The sequence below is a fragment of the Paenibacillus harenae genome (assembly GCF_030812415.1).
GTDB classification, from domain to species: Bacteria; Bacillota; Bacilli; order Paenibacillales; family Paenibacillaceae; genus Pristimantibacillus; species Pristimantibacillus harenae_A.
This window is the reverse complement of record NZ_JAUSST010000003.1, coordinates 304,462-323,234: the sequence shown is the minus strand read 5'-3', so window position 1 is coordinate 323,234 and position 18,773 is coordinate 304,462. Positions and strand designations below refer to the sequence as shown.

The 18,773-nt window shown below is 44.6% G+C and carries 10 protein-coding genes and 3 pseudogenes; 1 reads left to right on the top strand and 12 read right to left on the bottom strand.

Features of this window, described 5'->3' with window-relative positions; translation table 11 throughout:
• Positions 1-4: 4 nt before the first annotated feature.
• The 9 genes from J2T14_RS11655 to J2T14_RS11615 form a co-directional block, all read right to left on the bottom strand.
• A complete protein-coding gene (locus tag J2T14_RS11655) occupies positions 5-1,663 on the bottom strand; it encodes a thiamine pyrophosphate-binding protein (protein WP_307470932.1) in 1,659 nt (552 codons plus the stop codon).
• Positions 1,660-4,485 carry a sensor domain-containing phosphodiesterase gene (locus tag J2T14_RS11650; RefSeq protein ID WP_307470930.1) on the bottom strand — a complete coding sequence of 942 codons (2,826 nt, stop codon included), beginning with the start codon at positions 4,483-4,485 and terminating at the stop codon, positions 1,660-1,662. The genes J2T14_RS11655 and J2T14_RS11650 overlap by 4 nt, the downstream gene beginning before the upstream one ends.
• 443 nt (positions 4,486-4,928) lie before the next feature.
• On the bottom strand, positions 4,929-5,693 hold the full coding sequence (locus J2T14_RS11645; RefSeq protein ID WP_307470927.1) for a hydroxypyruvate isomerase family protein: 765 nt from the start codon (positions 5,691-5,693) through the stop codon (positions 4,929-4,931).
• A 205-nt stretch (positions 5,694-5,898) separates the two neighbouring features.
• Entirely contained in the window at positions 5,899-7,560 is a 1,662-nt protein-coding gene (locus tag J2T14_RS11640) for an extracellular solute-binding protein (RefSeq protein WP_307470925.1), read from the bottom strand.
• 57 nt (positions 7,561-7,617) lie between these two features.
• Entirely contained in the window at positions 7,618-8,505 is an 888-nt protein-coding gene (locus J2T14_RS11635; RefSeq protein ID WP_307470923.1) for a carbohydrate ABC transporter permease, read from the bottom strand.
• Positions 8,499-9,398 carry an ABC transporter permease gene (locus tag J2T14_RS11630; protein ID WP_307203460.1) on the bottom strand — a complete coding sequence of 300 codons (900 nt, stop codon included), beginning with the start codon at positions 9,396-9,398 and terminating at the stop codon, positions 8,499-8,501. Before J2T14_RS11630 ends, J2T14_RS11635 begins: the two co-directional genes overlap by 7 nt.
• Before the next feature lie 254 nt (positions 9,399-9,652).
• Positions 9,653-11,233, bottom strand: a complete 1,581-nt coding sequence (locus J2T14_RS11625; protein WP_307470921.1) for a response regulator — start codon at positions 11,231-11,233, stop codon at positions 9,653-9,655.
• Complete coding sequence (locus J2T14_RS11620) at positions 11,230-12,975, bottom strand: sensor histidine kinase (protein ID WP_307470919.1); 1,746 nt, start codon at positions 12,973-12,975, stop codon at positions 11,230-11,232. The genes J2T14_RS11625 and J2T14_RS11620 overlap by 4 nt, the downstream gene beginning before the upstream one ends.
• 151 nt (positions 12,976-13,126) lie before the next feature.
• Positions 13,127-14,830, bottom strand: coding sequence for a cellulase family glycosylhydrolase (locus tag J2T14_RS11615; protein ID WP_307470916.1), 1,704 nt, complete (start codon positions 14,828-14,830; stop codon positions 13,127-13,129).
• 529 nt (positions 14,831-15,359) lie between these two features.
• Between J2T14_RS11615 and J2T14_RS11610 the strand changes: the two genes are divergently transcribed.
• On the top strand, positions 15,360-16,190 hold the full coding sequence (locus J2T14_RS11610; RefSeq protein WP_307470914.1) for a helix-turn-helix domain-containing protein: 831 nt from the start codon (positions 15,360-15,362) through the stop codon (positions 16,188-16,190).
• Between the two features lie 726 nt (positions 16,191-16,916).
• On the opposite strand, the pseudogene J2T14_RS30880 reads toward J2T14_RS11610, so the two are convergent.
• From J2T14_RS30880 to J2T14_RS30875, 3 pseudogenes are all read right to left on the bottom strand, one after another.
• Positions 16,917-17,141, bottom strand: a pseudogene (locus tag J2T14_RS30880) (DUF3885 domain-containing protein); the annotation flags it as partial.
• Between the two features lie 516 nt (positions 17,142-17,657).
• Positions 17,658-17,934, bottom strand: a pseudogene (locus J2T14_RS11605) (transposase); the annotation flags it as partial.
• Positions 17,935-18,362: 428 nt separating this feature from the next.
• Positions 18,363-18,634: pseudogene (locus J2T14_RS30875) on the bottom strand (IS110 family transposase); the annotation flags it as partial.
• Positions 18,635-18,773 lie beyond the last annotated feature (139 nt).

Sequence of the window (18,773 nt, the reverse complement as noted above, 5' to 3'; positions counted from 1 at the left end):
ACGATTACTTTCCAAAAGAAGATAGAAATTTAACGCGATCCCCCATTGGGGGATTATTGTTGTCTACTAAAGCCACTTCCAAAATAGCCGGTCCGTCGTAGCCTATTAATTGGTTAATCATATCCGGATGAATATCATCCAAACCATTGACTCTAAAGCTTGGAATACGCATTGCCGCAGCCATCTCGGCAATATTGACTGCTTCTTGCTCAAAGGAAGGATGGGTTCTCTTAAATTGCAGCGAGTGTCCGTGATAGACCATTCCTAAGCGCGCATTATTCATCACGATAAACAAAATGGGCAAGCCCAATTCTTTGGCCGTTAATATTTCCATCCCGTGCATGAAGAAACAGCCATCGCCTGTAATGCATACGACAGGTCGTTCGGGTTCGGCTAATTTGGAGCCAATAGCCGATCCAATACCGATACCCATTGCTCCGAAATGGACATTGATATTATAGGAATCATAATCCAGGACATTCATATGATGGATAACATAAGACATGAATTCGCCAATATCAACGGTATATCGAGTGGTAGATGGCAGGAGTTTTTGAATCGTAAGCAGGACATTCTTCGTGTTGTACTCCTCGATGCCCCGAGGTGGCGATTCATTCTCTTCAAATGTTTTCTCCGATAAAGCAGGACGGGTGCTTTCCCTGGATAATCCCAAGATTCTTAAATCCTCGATCATCATCAATAAACTCAAATGGATATCGCCTAAAACGGGGATATCGATCTCATATTTCCGATTAAACACCGACTGGTCAAAGTCAAGCTGAACCGTGAACCGGCCTTTGGTAAGATTTTGATTGTAATTATTCGTAGCAGTCTCACCCAGACTTGAACCCACGATCAACAGGGCTTGACCTGCACCTTCGTTTATTAAAGCCGATGCGGCTTCATGACCCGCAAACCCGAATACGCCTACAAGAAGCGGGTGATTCTCCGGAATATACCCTTTTGCCTGCGGAGTCGTAACAATCGGCCAATTCAGCATTTCTGCCAGTTCGATTAGAGAGTCGACGGCTCCTCTGACTCCTTGTCCGACAAGAATGCAGCCATCCTTTCTCTGCAATAACGCCATGGCTGCCGCTTGTATCGTTTCATAGTCGGGAATCATAGGCTTTCTTTCTTGAAGAATCGGTATGTCAAGGTTTCCGACCTCAGCGTGTTGAACATCGATCGGGATGGCGATGTGAACAGGACCCGGCACGCCGGATATGGCGATTTGGCTTGCTTTGATGATTTCAGGGAGCAAGTTCTTTGCCTCTTTCACAATGACGCTATATTTTGTAACGGAACTGAAAACCGGGGCAATATCGAGCTCCTGGGAGGCGTTCAATCCCATCGTCTGTACAGGAACGGCACCCGTCAAAAACAAGACGGGCAAATGCTCGCGCATCGCGTTTGCCGCGCCGGTAACCAGGTTTGTTCCCCCCGGTCCGCTGCAGCCGATACTTACGCTCATCCGGCCTGAATATTTGGCATAGGCTGCTGCCATATAGGAAGCGGCACCTTCATGCTTGGTTACAACAGGCTCTATTTCAGGCATCTCGTAAAGCGCATCGTAAAAAGCGTTGACGGAGCCTGCCGGAATACCAAAAATATGCTTAACGCCACTGCCTTTTAAAAATTCCAATACTGCACGGGCTGCTTTCATAATCGATTCCTTTCGAATACAGAATTGTCGCTATCCATAATAAAATCCTTCGTTATATCTTCTGCCTTCATCGGTCTACTGAAGTAATAGCCCTGCATCAAATAACATTCCCGAGACGATAAAAATTCGACATGCTGCTTGGTTTCGACACCTTCGGCAATGACGCTAAGATTCAAATTTTGAGCCAACGTAATAATGGTATTTGTAATGGCTGCATTATCATCATCGTTTGTAACGTCATGCAAAAAGGATTTGTCTATTTTCAACGTATCGATAGGTAAGCTTTTCAAGTAACCCAACGATGAATACCCTGTCCCAAAATCGTCAATGGCGATTTTAATGCCCAAGCTTTTTAATTCTTTCATCGTTTTTAACGTTAATTCCCTATTCTTGATAATTAAATTTTCAGTAAGTTCCAAATGCAAATATTCGGCGGACAAGCCTACTTCGCTTAAAACATTCGTTACCATTGCGAATAAATTGTTTTGTTCAAACTGACGAGCCGACAAATTAACAGCGATACTAAACAAGGGGTATCCCTGATCCTGCCAATATTTTAACTGTCTGCATGATTCCCTCAGAACCCATTCGCCAATAGGTATGATTAAGGCTGTTTCCTCGGCAATCGGAATAAATTGATCCGGAGCTATTAATCCTTTTACCGGATGATTCCATCTCAGTAAAGCCTCTACTCCTACTATCCGTTTCGTTAAATAATCGACTTGAGGCTGATAATAGAGGACGAGTTCCTCATGATCCAATGCTCTGTATAGAGCGTTCTCGAGTTTAACGCTTTCGAATGTTCTTGTATCCATTCCCTCGCTAAAGAAATGATAACTGTTACCCGTTATTTCTTTCGATTTGTACATCGCGGTATCCGCGTTTTTGATTAAAGTCTCGGTCGTATCCCCGTTATCGGGAAACAAACTAATGCCAATGCTCGTCTTGATATAGATTTCATTCTCCAGCAGCGGGAAAGGTTCTTTGAAAGAATCCACAACAAGGTGAACAACCTTCAACACTTCGCTTTCGCATTTAATATTGGGCAAATAAATGGTGAATTCATCTCCGCCTTGTCGCGATACCGTCGCGCCCTTCGGAACGCAGAGACTGAGCCGTTTGGCCACAAGGCGCAATAAATGATCGCCGAAACTATGTCCCAAAGAATCATTGATCAACTTAAACCGATCTAAATCCAGGTATAGAACTGCCAGTTTTTCACCATGCGATTGTGCGTGGGCTATTCCTTGCGTTAGTCTGTCTTTCAAGAGAACCCGGTTAGGCAAATCGGTTAAGCTGTCAAAGTAAGCATGGTATTTTATTTCCGCCTCCATTTGCTTCCTTTGCGTTATATCTTTGAATGTGACGACCTCCCCTACAATCTCGTCGCTTTCCCTTATCGAGGAGATGACATATTCAACCGGAAAACTCGAATTATCCTTTCGATAAAATCGATTATCCTGATCATACTGATCCCAATTGCCATCAGCAACGGTTGAGGCAGAATCCCCGTTCTCCGGACTTTTTCCATTAAAAATAATACTTGCCGGCTGTCCGATCAATTCGCGTTTCGTGCCGTACCCCAGCATGGAAACACCGGCCGGATTGCAAAATGTAATATTCCTGTCAAGGTCTAAACCAAAAATCCCTTCACCCGCCGAGTTTAAAATCAGCTCTTTCTCCCGGCTAAGCTGCTGCAACTCGGCTATAACTTTTTGAAGTTCTTTATTTTTTTCCGTTATTTCCGAGGTTCGCTCTTCGATAATGATTCCTTGCTTTTCCATATATAATAAGTTGGACAACGTCGAGGCCGTAGCATCCACTATGGATTGCGCAAGATTCATGGTAGCTGTCGAATAGTTGAATTTTCCTTCGCCAAGATCGACAACCGGTATAACGCCCAATACTTCGCCCATGGAGACCAACGGGAACATAATCATGCCTCTTATGCCGAAATTACGGCAAAGATCATGGTTAGGCCTCTCATCTGCGAAGACATCCGGAATGAAAATCGCTTTTTTGGTTCTTATAACCTCTTGAAATACAGCATCATTGCGTTCGTTTATCTGGATCTTGCCATGTGCCTTCATCCAGTCTTCTTCCGTCCAGTCGCTATCCTTGCTCAACTTCACCGGACTAATGTTTCTTTCTGTAATTGGGTCTAATAAATGAACGGCTACATTATAGTTGTTTAAAACTTTTCCCAAGTAGAAAAAGCAGCGGTCCAGACTTTCATGCAGCGTAGAGCACATCGCCAATTCACGAGTCACATCAAGCAGCAACTGCTTTTCGGCGATAGAATTTTCTTTTTGCGTTAAATTGTTTGCGTTTTGTATCGCCACGGCCGCCATGGTCACATAAGCCTCGACGGTTTGAATTTCCGAATCCGTCAGATTCATCGGTGTGCCATAATCAAATAAAAAAACAAGACCGAATAATTCCTGCTCGAACGAGATCGGGAGAACGAGCAATGATTTAATTTGAAACCCTTCTACCGCTCTGGGATCAGGCCGATTATCCTTGGATGTATCCGGGATATATATGGTTTTCTTTGTTTCGATTACCTCTTTGGCCAATAAGTCCATATCCGTATCGATGACATGCATATCCAGCGTCCATCCGTTAATGGACTGCGGTTTGCCTACGTATCCTTTGAACGTCCCGTCCTCCTGCGGCAAGTAGATGCCTACCGAATCACACTGGACGATTTCTTCGGATATTGCCGTCGTCACATGCTGCAATACTTCACGTAATTCCAGTTTTGTATTTATTAATTTGGTTAGATGCGCTAGACGCGAATACCTCATTTGTTCCTTAAACATGATCTGCCCCCCCTTGCTCCCGAGTATAAAATCGTATTATTCAGCTCCTCTTGCTGACCCACTATTTATATCAATTCTACAAAGTTCGACAATAAATATCGATTTCCTTTTATTGAAGCGATTTTTCTTGACAAAGGTTTATTATAGCTTTTAATTTCCAAAAACTACCTAAATTCTCTTCTGAAAAACTATCGGCGACCGCTCTTCGGTTGAGCACCGAGAACGATCGCCGCGTCCTGTATGTATTTTCTCCTAGTTGCTCGTTAAGATATCGGATATGGAACAGATCGCACTGATTTAACGATGGATAATATCCCCTTGCTAATTTGTAAACATCAACCCAACAACGCTTATGAGGGATGGGGCAATTTATGATTGTTGCACTTACGCAGATTTCCTTTTCGCCACATAAAAAAGCCCGCCGCCACGGCAGGCCCATAGTCTTATAGCCATTCACTATACGCTGCAGTCATTCGCTGCAAACTTTCCGCCGGATCTCCTACCGTAAAATACTCCAGGCCTACATACCCTTGATACCCGGCTTCTGTCAACCGCCTAAAAATGTAGGGGTAATTCAGCTCACCCTCACCGAGCTCACCTCGGCCCGGATTGCCCGCCGCATGAATATGCCCGACCCGCTCCAGCATACGGAGCAGATTCGTTGTCACATGCCCTTCGGTAATCTGTTGATGGTAAATATCGAAGAGCATTTGCACTTGCGGATGACGGACTTCCTGCAGAATATCCCAAGCCTCCTGGGAGTAGGACAAAAAATAGCCGGGATGATCGATAAGGGTATTCAGCGGTTCTACGGCCAGCGTCACACCGGTCCCCTCCAGCAGAGGAAGGCTCGCACGGAGTCCTTCTACTAAGCTCCGCCGCTGCTCCTCCCGGGGTACACCAGCTTGCTCACTGCCCACTGTCAAGATGAGCGTTCGGCACTGCAGTCGCTTCGCCACCTCCAACGTTTCTTTCAATCCATCCAGATAAGCCGAACGTGCGGATGGCTCTGTCAGATTCGCTTGCTTCACACAGAAGGCACTGAGCGATAAATCCAGTTCCTGTACCAGCTTCGTCATCAGACCTAAGTCCTTCTTCTCCCAGCCCCAGAACTCGAAGGCACGGAAACCCTCTTCCTTCACCTTACGAAGACTGTCTTCCAATCCTAGCTCGCGGAACACGGAATCGATACATACCGATAGCTTCAAACGTTACAACCTCCCATACAGCACGGCTCTAGCCTACTTTGTAAATCGGAACTAGCTCCTCATATCCCTCGGTCCTTACGAATTCGACCAATTGCTGTCGTTTTCCTTCCGGACTCGTGAAGCTCAATTTGGAAGAAAAGCAAAGGACGCTGCCCATGCCATCGCTCGGGCAACGTCCTTCATATTTCCACTCAAACAGCCAACCTTATAAGCCCATTTTCTCCCTGTTCTTCTTCCATACCTCAGTCTCATGCGCAATCAGATCCATGTAGCCTGAGGCGTTCAAAGCATCTTCATATTGCTTGAATACGGAATCGAACTCCGCTTGGTCTTTCGCAAAAACAAGCTTCGCGTCGTAATCCTTAACGATCTGCTTCATCCGCGCAAAGTCGATTCCCAGCTTGGACTTGGAGTCAATATTCATAATTCCATTGAATTGATCGTTATTCGTTTTGACGAATTTACCATAGAACAAACTTGCTACAACATCCCATTCGGCCTTCTCTGGGTTCTGCTTAACCCGTGCTGCCCCAATCTTATGGAATTGCCAAGAGCCGAGCGGATTCCAACCAAGCTTTAGGTTGGCTTTCTCTTCCATAGTCATTGTCTTGCTCTTCTCGTTGTCGATCGGTGCGCCGTTCTCGTCAAAAGTGTCCCACAATATTCCCGGAGGCCCGTATGTTGAAACTCGTTGACCTTCTGCGCTAGCCCACCAGTCGAAGAATTGGAAGATTCTCTCCGGTTCCTTGGCACTAGTCGTAATTACCGTTTGGTTCCAGCCCAACTTACCAAAGCCGATAGGCGCTACTGTAGCCGGATCCACGCCATCAGCGTATAGGTAGGGGATAAAATCATAACCTGCCGCGGGGTCCTTCGCCTGCAAAATGTTGTTCGCTGCTCGCCCTATTGAAGTTATGCTGTTAGCGGTTTGTACGGCAATTCGACCAGAGTTAAGCTTTTCGGTTGCTTGCTCGCCGCTTTGAGTGAGGAAATCCTGCGAGACCAGTCCTTCTTGATATAACTTGTTTGTCATTTCCTTCATTTTTTTGAAGGCCGGATCCGTGAATATGGATTCGATCGCTTTCGTCTTGAAGTTCACATACACTGGAACTTCTTTAAGAGAATCCGACCAGCGCAAATCGCCGTAGCCGCCGTAAATCATCATTTCCGATGGATCTTGCATTGGTATGATATCCGGATACTTTTCTTTGACGAGCTTCAAATACGCATACAAATCATCAAATGTCTCAAGCTTCGGCTTACCCAGCTCGGCATAGATCTTACGGTTGACAATCCATCCGAAGCTGGCCATTTGATTTTCATTCCTGGAACTGCCGAACCAACTAGGCATGCCGTAGACATGGCCGTCGGAAGCTCGCATCATTTCCATCGTATCCGGATCGATCAAATCTTTTAGGTTCGGATACTTATCATAGTAAGCATCCAATGGAACGATCTTTTTGTTTTTCACCAAGTTTTCGAATTCCGGCGTGTTCGGGTCCAGAGCTATAACGTCTGGCAGTGTATCCGACGCAACCATCGTCCCGAATTTCTGCTTCGCATTGCCATTGGAGCCAATTTCAGTCCAATTCATTTTTTTCTCTTCTTTTAACCATTTGGTAACCGCATCATTGGTACCATAACCGCTTGGAGAAGCCCAGTCATAATTCATATAGTAGCTGAACTCTAATGGCTGTTCCCCAAATGCGGGCAGCGCCTCTCCAGTCACTTCCGGCGTCTGCGTTCCTGTGCTGTTCGTTTGCTCATTCCCCGGGTTGTTACTATTGCCGCTGCATGCACTCAGAACCAAACTGCCAGCGAGAATAAGAGATAATCCCACAAACAGCCGCTTTCTTATTTTTTTCAACACATGATAACCCCTCTCTAGCTTGTTTTATATATTTAAAGGCACGAGGCCTCTAAATCATTCCTTCAACGAACCAATCATGACACCTTTGACAAAATACTTTTGCAGGAACGGATACACCATGATGATGGGCAGAGTAACCACCATAACGGCCGTCATCTGAAGCGATTTTGGCGTGATTGTCTGAGTCACCACATTGACCCCGTTGCCCATTTGGCTAAGCATCTCCGCGGTCGAGCTGGAATTGATCATGTTCATCAAATAGTTTTGAACAGGAAGCAGATCAGCATTATTGATGAAAATACCGGCATTAAACCATTCGTTCCATAAACCGACCGCCGTGAAAAGCGACAATGTTGCGAATACGGGGCCCGATACGGGCAGCACGATTCGAAAGAAAAGACCATAGTAGTTGCAGCCGTCCAGCTTGGCCGATTCTTCAAGCTCATCCGGCAGCCCCTGGAAAAAGGTGCGGAACACGATCATATTCCAGATGCTAAGGATCCCGGGGATAATCAATACCCAGAAGTTATTGAACAGCCCGATCTCCCGCAGCCACAGGTAAGTCGGAATTAGCCCGCCTTGAAAGTACATCGTAATGATGCCGGCAATCATGTAGAACCGCTTGCCCTTAAGCTCTTTTTTCGCTAGCGCAAAGGCCATTAAAGCCGTAATCAGAACAGAGAGGAACGTACCGAATACTGTTCTTGCGATGGATATCCCCATCGCTCGGAAGAAGCGTTCATCGTTGAATATCACTTCGTAATTCGAAATAGTAAATTCGCGAGGCCAAAAGGTCAGCCCCCCCATGGCGGTGTCCTTTCCTTCATTCAGAGACATGACGAGCGTATTCCAGAATGGGTATATGGCCGTAAAAGAGAGCACCGCTAACAGCGTATAGATGATCATGTCGATGATGCGGTCATTCCAGCTGTTTCTTACCATAGGGAATTACCCCCTACTCTCTTGGCTATCGTATTTGCAGCGACCAATAATACAATGTTAATGATGGATTTGAACAAACCGACCGCCGTTGCGAACGAGTACCTCTGCTCGCTTAGACCCACACGATAGACGTACGTATCGAGCACTTCCGCCACATTGGTTAAGGTCCCGTTCTTGCCGTTATTGGTTAGCGTTAAGATATCTTCAAAACCGGCACTTAGCAGGTTGCCAATCGACAGGATTAGGAAGATGATAACGACAGGTGCGATACAGGGCAGCGTAACACTGAACATCTTGCGGATTCTGCCGGCTCCGTCTATCTCCGCGGCTTCGTACAAGCTGGGGTTAATCCCGGCTATGGCAGCCAGGTAGACGATGGAGCTGAACCCGATTTCTTTCCACATACTAGCACTGAGCAGAATACTGTAGAAATATTCCGGCATAGATAACCAGTTAATCGGCTTATCAATGATCCCAAGCTTCTCAAGAAGATAATTCAAGCTGCCGCTTTCCACCGACAGGAGGGAGAATACTAATCCTGAAACGATAACCCAGGAAATAAAATGCGGCAGATAGGTTGCCGTTTGAATGAAGCGCTTGAACCCGTTATGCCTGATCTCATTAAGCAGGAGCGCCAACATGATCGGAGCGGGGAAAATCAAGACCAGCTTCAATGTCGAGATGATGATCGTGTTTCGCATGACCATATTCAGCTCGGGGGATTCAAAAAATAGATTAAAATGATAGAAACCAACCCAGGGACTCGCCCCTATTCCCTGAAATATATCAAATTCCTTAAATGCTATAATGACTCCATACATCGGAATATAGCTGAAAAGAATTAGACAAATGAATCCCGGCAAAACCATTGACTGGAGATCCCATTGTCGCATTATGCCTCGTAATCCGTAACCGGATCGGGGTGTTCTTGCTTTGCGTATGTCCGCCTTTAATGTGATATGTTCTTTCATCGCGATAGGTTGATCCTCCCTCTTTTTCTTAATGATAAATTTTAAGGGACGATCATGGGATTGAGGTGAGTAACGAAAACTTTACTTTTTCAACGATTTCGGACGTAAAGCCAAACTAAAACAGCTCGCACCGATTGAATACCGATGCGCGCTGGTTGCAAAGCTTTTTTCTAATGTTAAATACTGAGCAGCTTTCGGTATTCGCCGGGGGACATGCCCGTTACCTGTTTGAACTGGCGGTTGAAATAAACAATATTCTTATAGCCAATGCTTTCGGATATCTCATAAATTTTGACCTTCGGGTTTTGCAGAAGTTGGCAAGCCTTCTTGATTCGCTGTTCATTAATATAAGCGCTAAAGTGCTGTCCTGTCTCTTGCTTGTACAGATACCCCAAGTAATTAGTGGAAAAACCAAAGTAATCCGCTGCTTTCTTGAGCGTAATTTTCCTGTCAATCTGCTCCTCCACATATTGCATGATTTCAAGGATTAGTTTTCTCTTCTGAGTTTGTTTCTTGAGGTACCATTTTTCCGAGGTCGCAAAAAACTTTCGTCTCAGCCAAGACTTCATATCCAGCACGGTTTCAAACCCCAGCAGATTGTTCGGAAAGGGGGTTTCCCACTCCATCAATTCGTCGAAGTTCTCGTTCAATGTCGAAAATTGCTCGCTCAATTTGATAATGGAATGGACAAGGTGCTGGAAGACCGTGCTTTTGGTTTCCAAGGGCTGCAACTGATGAAAGATCAGCTCGATCCAATCATCGATCGCCATTAAATTGTAATCCGCTAGCGCCTGCACGATTTCTGGCCATTGCTCGTCCGGATTATGCGCAAACGTATTTATCGGCCCGCCGCTATCACCAGAAGTAAGTGTCTTATTCTTACCTGCATGCCACTTGGTACCAAGTGCTTTTTTCGCCGCTTCATAAGACTGGGGGAGTTCCAATTGATCATCCGTGTGAAAGCCGAGTCCGATCGAAATCGTTAGCGGAAACAGCTTGCCCACTGCTGCAATAAGCTCGTCCATCCTTGTGCTGTGCGTATGCTCATCCCCGAATAGAAGCAGTATCCGGCGCTGATGTTCTCCCTGAAAACTATACCCCCATCCCCGTTCCTCTACATACTCCTCGACAAACCGGATGATCTGTTGGTATGAAGCTTGCCAATCGCTTACGTCATCCTTCCCCGTCCGCCAATCTACTTGATCGACCTCAACTACCGCAGCAGCAGTTCCGTAAGCCTGCACTTCCTCTTCAAGCACGGATGCAGCCTTTGCAGCCAGCTGCCGGTTATCGCCTTCCAGCCATCTGAAAAGCATCTCCTGCTTTACTAGCGAGAACGTCTCCTTTAACTGAAGCGTCTCTTCATTGCGTTCCCGCTCCTTGTCCAAATCAGCGATAACAGCATCCAGCTTATCTGACAACTCCTTATCCTCCACCGGCTTCAGGAGATAACCAAAGGCATTGAAATCAACAGCCTGCTTCGCATATTCGAACTCCTTATGACCGCTGACGAACATAACTCTGATATGCGGGCGGGATTGCTTCACCTTCCGGATAAGTTCCATTCCCGTCATAATCGGCATCCGTATGTCCGAAAGTATAATGTCGATCTGCTCTTCCTTGACGACGTCCAGAGCGGCATATACGTTGTCCACAGCTGCAGCTACCTCAAGCCGTTTGCCGCTGCTTTGTATCCTTCTTCTCATCCACTCTAAATCCACCGATTCATCATCGACAATTAATATCCGATAGGTCATGCATCTTCCCCCCGCATCTTTCGTATATCTTTTATGCCAGTCTTCGGTTGCTCATAGGGGAGAATAAGTAAAACCGTGGTGCCCCCTCCATAGAAGCTTGATACCTTAACTCCGTAATCATCGCCGTATCTCAGCCTGATCCGGTCATTCACATTGCTGATCCCGCAACTTGAAATCATCAGCTGATTGCTGTTAATTTCGCGTATCCGGTCTCGATGTATGCCGATTCCGTTATCAATAACCGATATGAAGATATGATCGCCCACTCGTCTCCCAACAATTTTGACGGTTAGACGATCAACATGCCAAGCATATTTTAATGCATTCTCGACAAATGGCTGCAAAATAAGCTTTATGACCTCGCATTCGAGCAATTCCGGCTCAACCTCTATAAATGTATCGAAGCGGTTGGCATATTTGATCTTCTGAATTTCGATATAGGATTTCACCTGTTCCAGCTCATTGACTAGCGGTATCATGATACGTCCATCATTAAGCGTCAACCTGTAGAATTTCGCCAAACCGGTTACCATGGCGCTGACCTTGTCCGTTTCACCCATGTTGGCAAGACTATTTATCGAGGAAAGCGTATTATACAGAAAATGAGGATTAATCTGGGCCTGCAGAGCTTCCAACTCTGCTTCCTTCACATTAATTTTTTGCAAATATACCGTTTGAATTAAATGATCAATATTGGAGGCTGTTTCGTTAAAAGCGACCGCGATTTGCGCAAATTCATCATGACCTGAAATAAGGATACGTTTGCGAAACTCCCCGGATCGTAGTGAACGGACGTACGAAATGATTTTTTTCATCCTCCTATTAGACAAACGGGCCACAAGAATGCCGATGAATAGCATAATGAGGAAACTGGCGATACATACGGTTAGGGTGACATTCCGAATATCTTGAGCCTCCTTGAGGAAATATTGATCTGAAACCAATATTTCCAAGCCGTATCGAGTCCCCGGTATGTCATGCTTGACGGTTAAGTAGGGCTCGTTGATCTTCTCTTCGCCGCTTGTATTTACTTGATATAAAATGTTGCTCGTCGTTTTATCCCTCACCTGAACGATTGAATGCTCTCCAACCCTAACGCTATTCAATGATTGAAACAATTCCTCCAAGCGAATGGATATTCGCAAGTAACCTATTTCCGTTTGATAATCGTTAAACGAGATCAGCTTTCGAATAAGAGAAATGTTATGTTGCTCTAAATCGGTATCCACCTGCAGCCATTGATTATCCAGCTTTTTTACGGTTAGCTGCTTAAACCATTCTTCATTTTCAATACGCGAGAAATAGAGCAGATTGTATGCTTTCTCTTGAATGTTGCCTTTCAAATCCTTGAAAACCTCTTGATACTTCTCATTTTTGACATACAGCATGATTTGAATATTGTTTCTCGTCGATTGCAAAGGAGCAGCAAGTAGGGGTAGCAGTTGATCTCTCGTAATAATGTAAATATCAAAAGGGTCTTCATCTGAATCCAAATATTTTTGAATTTCTGTTGACTGGAACAGTGAATCCGATATTTGCTGTACGTCTTGAAGCTGATACAAGATATTGTTCGTGATTTGCTGAAACGTCATCTTCATATTCAATTCCGTTAATACAGAGCTTGAATTCGAAAGTCTCGTATAGGTATAGGATCCGATGAAAATTTCGGTAAGCATGATGAGCAGCAAATAAGGAATCATGATCTTATAGGAAAACGGCACATAAGTTCTCGATTGATTCATCAAGCTTCCTCCTTAGCCACAAAAAAAAAGCAAACCGTGCGCTGGTGACTAGCTGCCATAGGTGGCTTTCATGATGGATGACAGCAGAGGAGTCCTGCCCCAGCGCACGGGCGCAAGGCAGGACTCCTTTTTTACCGAAACGATTTCAGTTCTACGATGCTGTGCCCGTGATGCTCGTGCCGTTCTTCGTAATCGTGTACTCGATGATGGCGCCGCTCCAGAAGTGGAACTTCAGAATCACCGTTCCGTCGTTCACTTTATTGAAGAAGCTCTGTGTAAGCGTGATTTCATTCGTTGCATAAGATGGTTTGAATGTTTGGCCGAACGCCTTGAACGAAGTCCAGTTATCCGGACCGGCGTTGCCCCCTTCAGCATACACGGCCTCCATCGTAGCAAGTCGGTCGCCATTGAAGGCGGTCGGGATCGCAAAATTTGCGGTGGTGCCTTCCGAGTTTTGAAGCACCGGGGTGTCATTGTACAAGACATGGAAGGTCCAATCGGCGCCTTTGTTAAATTGGGCTTTCAACACGGCTACCTCGCCGAGTGCGGCCGATTCAGTCAGCTTGGCGATAAAACTTGCTTTGAGGGTCAAGTCTTCGCCGTTCAACTCGTAATCTTTGCCCTTTTCCAACTTATAGTCTCCGGCCCGGATGCCGGTCAGCTTATTGCCGTTCAAGTGCATGGGCACTAAAGTATCCTGAGCCGGCGCGTCTTTTCTGACAAAGATCAGATCGGATTCGCCAGTGGAAGAACGGCCTTTCAAGCTGGCCATGATCTGATCGTAAAGCTCCGGATCGTTCCACTGAAGCGTTCGACGGTCAAAACGCCCACCGTTGTCCCACAGCATAAGGGCAAGTTTGTTCTCTACGGCTTTAGAGGTGAAATACTCGATATACTTCAACATCTCGCCATGCTCGGGCAAACCATCGCTGACATCCCAGCCTAGCAGTCCGTATTCGCCTACGATAACGGGAATTCCTTTCGATACAAACGCATTCCTTACATTATCAATCAATGTATCGACAACCTTAATCGTGTCGGCCTCAAACTTCGGGTAGCCCCCAATGTTTATGCTGAAATTCCAGAGGCCGTAAAAATGAACGGTCGTGATCAAATTCGGGTCGTTCAGCTTGGCAATCGTGCTTGCAAGCGAATCCACACGCACTTTCTCGTCATTGCAATATAACGTCGGCAGCACAAGCGGACGATCGCCATTAGCGCCTCCAGACTCTCTTACAAGATTCACGAAGGTTGTGTTGATTTCATCAAGTAATTCGAGCTGCGTCGTGATATCAACGTTTAAAAATTCCGGTTCGTTGATGCTTTCGAACATCAGTTTGTCGGAATGATTCTTGAAGCGGTCGGCGATCTGCGTCCATAACGCGGTATATCGGGCCAATACTTCGTCATGATTAGTTGGCATCGTTCTGAGCCACATCCAAGCGTCGTGGTGAACGTTGATCATGACATACAGACCCTCTTCGAGCGACCAATCGACGACTTGCTGAACCCGGTCCATCCAGGCCGGGTCGACCGTATAGTCCGGTGCGCCGCCCATCCGCCCGTCCCATGTAATCGGAATACGGATGCTTTTGAAGCCCTGATTCTTAATTTCCTTAATGAATTCTTTGGTAACGATCGGGTTGCCCCAGGACGTCTCGTCACCATTATTTGGAGCGTTCAAATTAAATGAATCAAAAGTATTGCCCAGGTTCCATCCGGGCTGCATTGCACTGACATAAGACTGCATTTTGCTTTCTTTCGGGGAAGCAGCAACCGAACCGACGGATGAAAACAACGTCATCAGCAGGGCAACGACCACTAGGACGGACAGATATGATCTTTTTGTGCGCATAAAAAATCTCCTTTGCTTTTTAATAACGCGGCATTGCTGTCTTTCGAGTAAATCGGCTTACAGCGATACTTGAGACAGTTCTTCGATGTTGTTTTCATGCATCTCCTTAAAGAATGTTTGTTGGAAGCGGTGAATAATATCGATACCTCTATAATATAAGGATAAGTCTTCTTAAATTAAATGTTGCATTTGGTAATTCATTTATTCATTTTGGTAGGTGTAAATCAGATGAAAATGAATTTTTTGGATTAAGGAAGGCATGCGAGTGGACGTCGTGATCATGGACGACGAAAACCACTGGCATTGGATAACCTTATATGCAGAGAGAGCACAATGAACATAAAATATCGAAGGCTTGCCAACTCATCGGCGGCTCCAATTCAGCTTCAAACGTATGAGTAACACTCCCATCCATTGTGCTAATTTGTTGTGATTAAAATAACGACACCGTTATAATATAAGGATAATTCTTTATGTGAATGGTTAGACTGGTATTTCATTTGTCCATTTTGGTAGGAGTGGCGACGATATGAATTATGAAGATATTAAGGAAAATGATGTCATATATCGGTGCATTGGCGACGATTTCGACCAAGGCATTTTGTCATGCGGCTTTATGAGAAAAAGAACGGCGGAGCGTTCTCAATATGACTTTAAGATAGGCTATTACAGCTGTTTTTTGATCCTGCAGGGCAATGGACGTTTTATCTCAAAGGACGGCACAGTTACTCTCATGCAAGCAGGCGATCTGGTTCAACGTTTGCCAGACCGCTTACACTCCACGGAAATTGAGCCAAATGGGGGATGGCTGGAATTTTACATCAGCGTTGGGTATCCTGTCTATCATTACTTGAGGACGCTTGGAATAATAAGTTCCGATAAAGAGGTGCAAGCGGCCCAGCATACAACCAATTTTTTTTATGATTTTGTTGCCTTGCTAAACACCCTCAAAGGCGCGACGGATGAAAAGCTGCCCTATCTGCTGATGAGGGTACAGGAGCTCATTATCCGATTGCACGGTAGCATTAATAATACTCAGAGCGAGCAAAATGAAAGTAAGATAACGAAGGCCTGCCAGCTAATCGGCGGTTCAAGTAATATTCATTATGACATTAAACAAGCGGCAGCAGTCGTAAATATGGGCTACGAGAATTTCAGAAAGTTATTTAAAGAAACGACCGGGTTGTCCCCTAAGCAGTATCATATTGAACAGATCATGAAGCAGGCAAAAATGATGCTGCTCTCCGGACTCCCCATCAAACACGTAGCCGTTAGCCTTGGCTACGGAGATATTTATTCCTTTACCAAACAATTCACGAAATCGGAAGGAATTTCTCCGGGACGTTATATCCGTGATTAGTCGGGTCCGCCATTGGTTGCCACAAATGAGAAAATTGCCAATGGACTAGAACAAAGGGGAGAATGATTATAGTAGATCCATTTTTGCGAAATTGGGATTATATACCTGATGGTGAACCTAGAGTAGAAAACAGGGTATATATTTTATGGAAGATGATAGGAGTCAATTCTCTCTGAATTAACAGTAACTTCTATACCCCATTACTTTTTCTCCTTCATTTCTTGGTGCTCTCCCTTTCCGCTATTAATTTCTGTTTATACCGGTTCTCAGAATCCATTTCGACTTTAAAGATTCTAGATCAAATTCTGGTGAAGTAAACGGGTTTGAAACAAAAGGTCTCTTCCTACCTGTTTAATCTTGCTAATTGCTTTAGCCAAATGTTCATTGTAACTCATCAAAGGACATGAATAAATTTAAAAGGTTCTACGCGATTGTATGAGTAGAACCGCCACTCCATTAATTTTATATCTACATTTCCCCTTAAATAGATGTTAATATATGATAGTATGGCATAATTTCGAGGGGGCACAAAAATGTGGTCAAGCCCCCATATTGTAGACAATGAAAAAAGCCCTATGAACTGTTTATTGATAAAGCGGCGGACCAAATTTTGGTCCGCCGCTTCAATTATTGAACTATCGTACCCGTTAGCTTAATGATGCATGTACTTAGAAGTATCTTCTGGGCCGATTACCCAAAACATAATTAGATGCTGTTGCTGGCTTCTTAGAAGACTTCATCAAATGTTTTATTAATGGATTCCCTATCATAATTTAATATCCAATCGTTGTATTTAAGAAAAATATGTTTAATTCCTGAAATTGAATTTGAAATTACATCGCATCCACGATCATCATAAATATGATAAATTGTTCCTCTTCTAATTTTGAGAAAGAAAACATCGTGATGAATTGCAGGCTTGTGTGGCGTCATATTTTCTGAGAAAACAGCAACGAAAAGATTGGTTTATAAAGAGGTGGGTTTCATAATAAGTGAGAAACGTACATCTCCAGATAGCTCAGGTTAGCACTGATTTTCATAATTGATGAGAATATCCGAAATGGACATAATGCATATTTATACATGAAATGTATATTGACTATTCGGAGTCCACAAACAGAAGACCCTGGAGGTATTCATCCGGCCATCGTGTCCACCTGGTTGATTGGCTCATCTATCAGCCTATTGGTGGGCAGTTATCTCCTGTATGTATTTTCTCCTAGTGCTCGTTAAGAAATCGGATATGGAACAGATCGCACTGATTTAACGATGGGTAATCTCCCCCTGCTAATTTATAAGCATCATCCCAACAAAAAGAGAAGACCTTGGCGGCGTACGAGGCCGCTGAAGAACTCTTAGTTTTTCGGATTAGCCTAAAGGCTGGAAACAAAAAAACAACCACCACTCCCTAATATTGGGTGTTTTGCTCGTTTTTCGATGTACATTCAGTTACTTGTGACTCATTTCTTAATTCATCAGCTTCAATATTCTTTTCAGGTTTACAGTGAAAATCGCCATTGCGCCTTGTAATTGCATACCAGTAAGACCCGAAGATGACGCTACGTCGTACCCGTGCCTGTATTTGAGCTCACTGTTTGCCTTCTCTTTGAAGTACTCACTTTTCTCGGAACGTCATTTGTTCGGTGTGCTTAGCGGATTTAATACTCACCGAATAGGTTTTGCTCTTTGCTCCTTCGGTATAACACCCTTCCTTGAATGGACATCTCTTGCATAGTTCCACATCTGAGTTTAGCTTAGGAGAGATTCTTAAGAAATGGAACATTTGGAGTATCTAAGATTGCTTGAAAAATGTTTTTTAAATGCCTGTAGGTGGTGTATATAAATATGCTGAAACTTACGACTAGTCGTGTGTTTTCCAGACCTTGATTATCCATTTATAAACAAAAATGACTAGATTTCTTGAAGTGAAAATTCCTTGATTATCACTTTATTTCCTCCATAACTCTTATTAATTCAAGTCTTACCTATTATTTGATTAGGCAGTCGTTCGCCTACACTACGCTTTGCTTGAGCGATGAGCTACGCAGCTTTCTGCATGCCATTGGAGCCACCGGCTCGCTTCACATGTTCTCTCCATCCTGTGATCACTTCTGATATGAACAGTGACGCTAGATCCTGCGGAGAAGGGAATTCTTTCAAAGTAGCTAAGGACTATTTGCAGGTCCAGTCTTCAAACACTGAGAAATACTCAGGGAAGCGAATGATCCGGTTCTGCAGCCGTACACTATTCGTCACCCAAAATTCCCGGTCACTCATAATCTTTTTCAACCTTTGAAAAACGATAGCCTGTCGCGAGTATTCATAGTAGAAGCCTCGGCTAACCACATCAGCGATGACAAGTGCATCCTTCGTATCACTTTTGGAGGGAGAATTATCGCGATTCTCCTTGTTTCATATTTGATGGTGGCCGGATTCACCATGACAACGCTCTTGCCCTTGTCGGAATTGTATTTGAGAATGATAGATATCGCTTACTAAGTATGATGCCGCAAAAATTAGTTGCTTGTGCTACATGAGTTTCCTTCGTGATATCTATACCCACAACAAGTGAGATGTAGATCC

What these genes read in the sequence shown, in the direction of transcription:
- J2T14_RS11655 (WP_307470932.1), bottom strand. Translation starts at nt 1,663, where the DNA reads ATGAAAGCAGCCCGTGCAGTATTGGAATTTTTAAAAGGCAGTGGCGTT.
- J2T14_RS11650 (WP_307470930.1), bottom strand. Translation starts at nt 4,485, where the DNA reads ATGTTTAAGGAACAAATGAGGTATTCGCGTCTAGCGCATCTAACCAAA.
- J2T14_RS11635 (WP_307470923.1), bottom strand. Translation starts at nt 8,505, where the DNA reads ATGGTAAGAAACAGCTGGAATGACCGCATCATCGACATGATCATCTAT.
- J2T14_RS11630 (WP_307203460.1), bottom strand. Translation starts at nt 9,398, where the DNA reads ATGCGACAATGGGATCTCCAGTCAATGGTTTTGCCGGGATTCATTTGT.
- J2T14_RS11625 (WP_307470921.1), bottom strand. Translation starts at nt 11,233, where the DNA reads ATGACCTATCGGATATTAATTGTCGATGATGAATCGGTGGATTTAGAG.
- J2T14_RS11620 (WP_307470919.1), bottom strand. Translation starts at nt 12,975, where the DNA reads ATGAATCAATCGAGAACTTATGTGCCGTTTTCCTATAAGATCATGATT.
- J2T14_RS11615 (WP_307470916.1), bottom strand. Translation starts at nt 14,830, where the DNA reads ATGCGCACAAAAAGATCATATCTGTCCGTCCTAGTGGTCGTTGCCCTG.
- J2T14_RS11610 (WP_307470914.1), top strand. Translation starts at nt 15,360, where the DNA reads ATGAATTATGAAGATATTAAGGAAAATGATGTCATATATCGGTGCATT.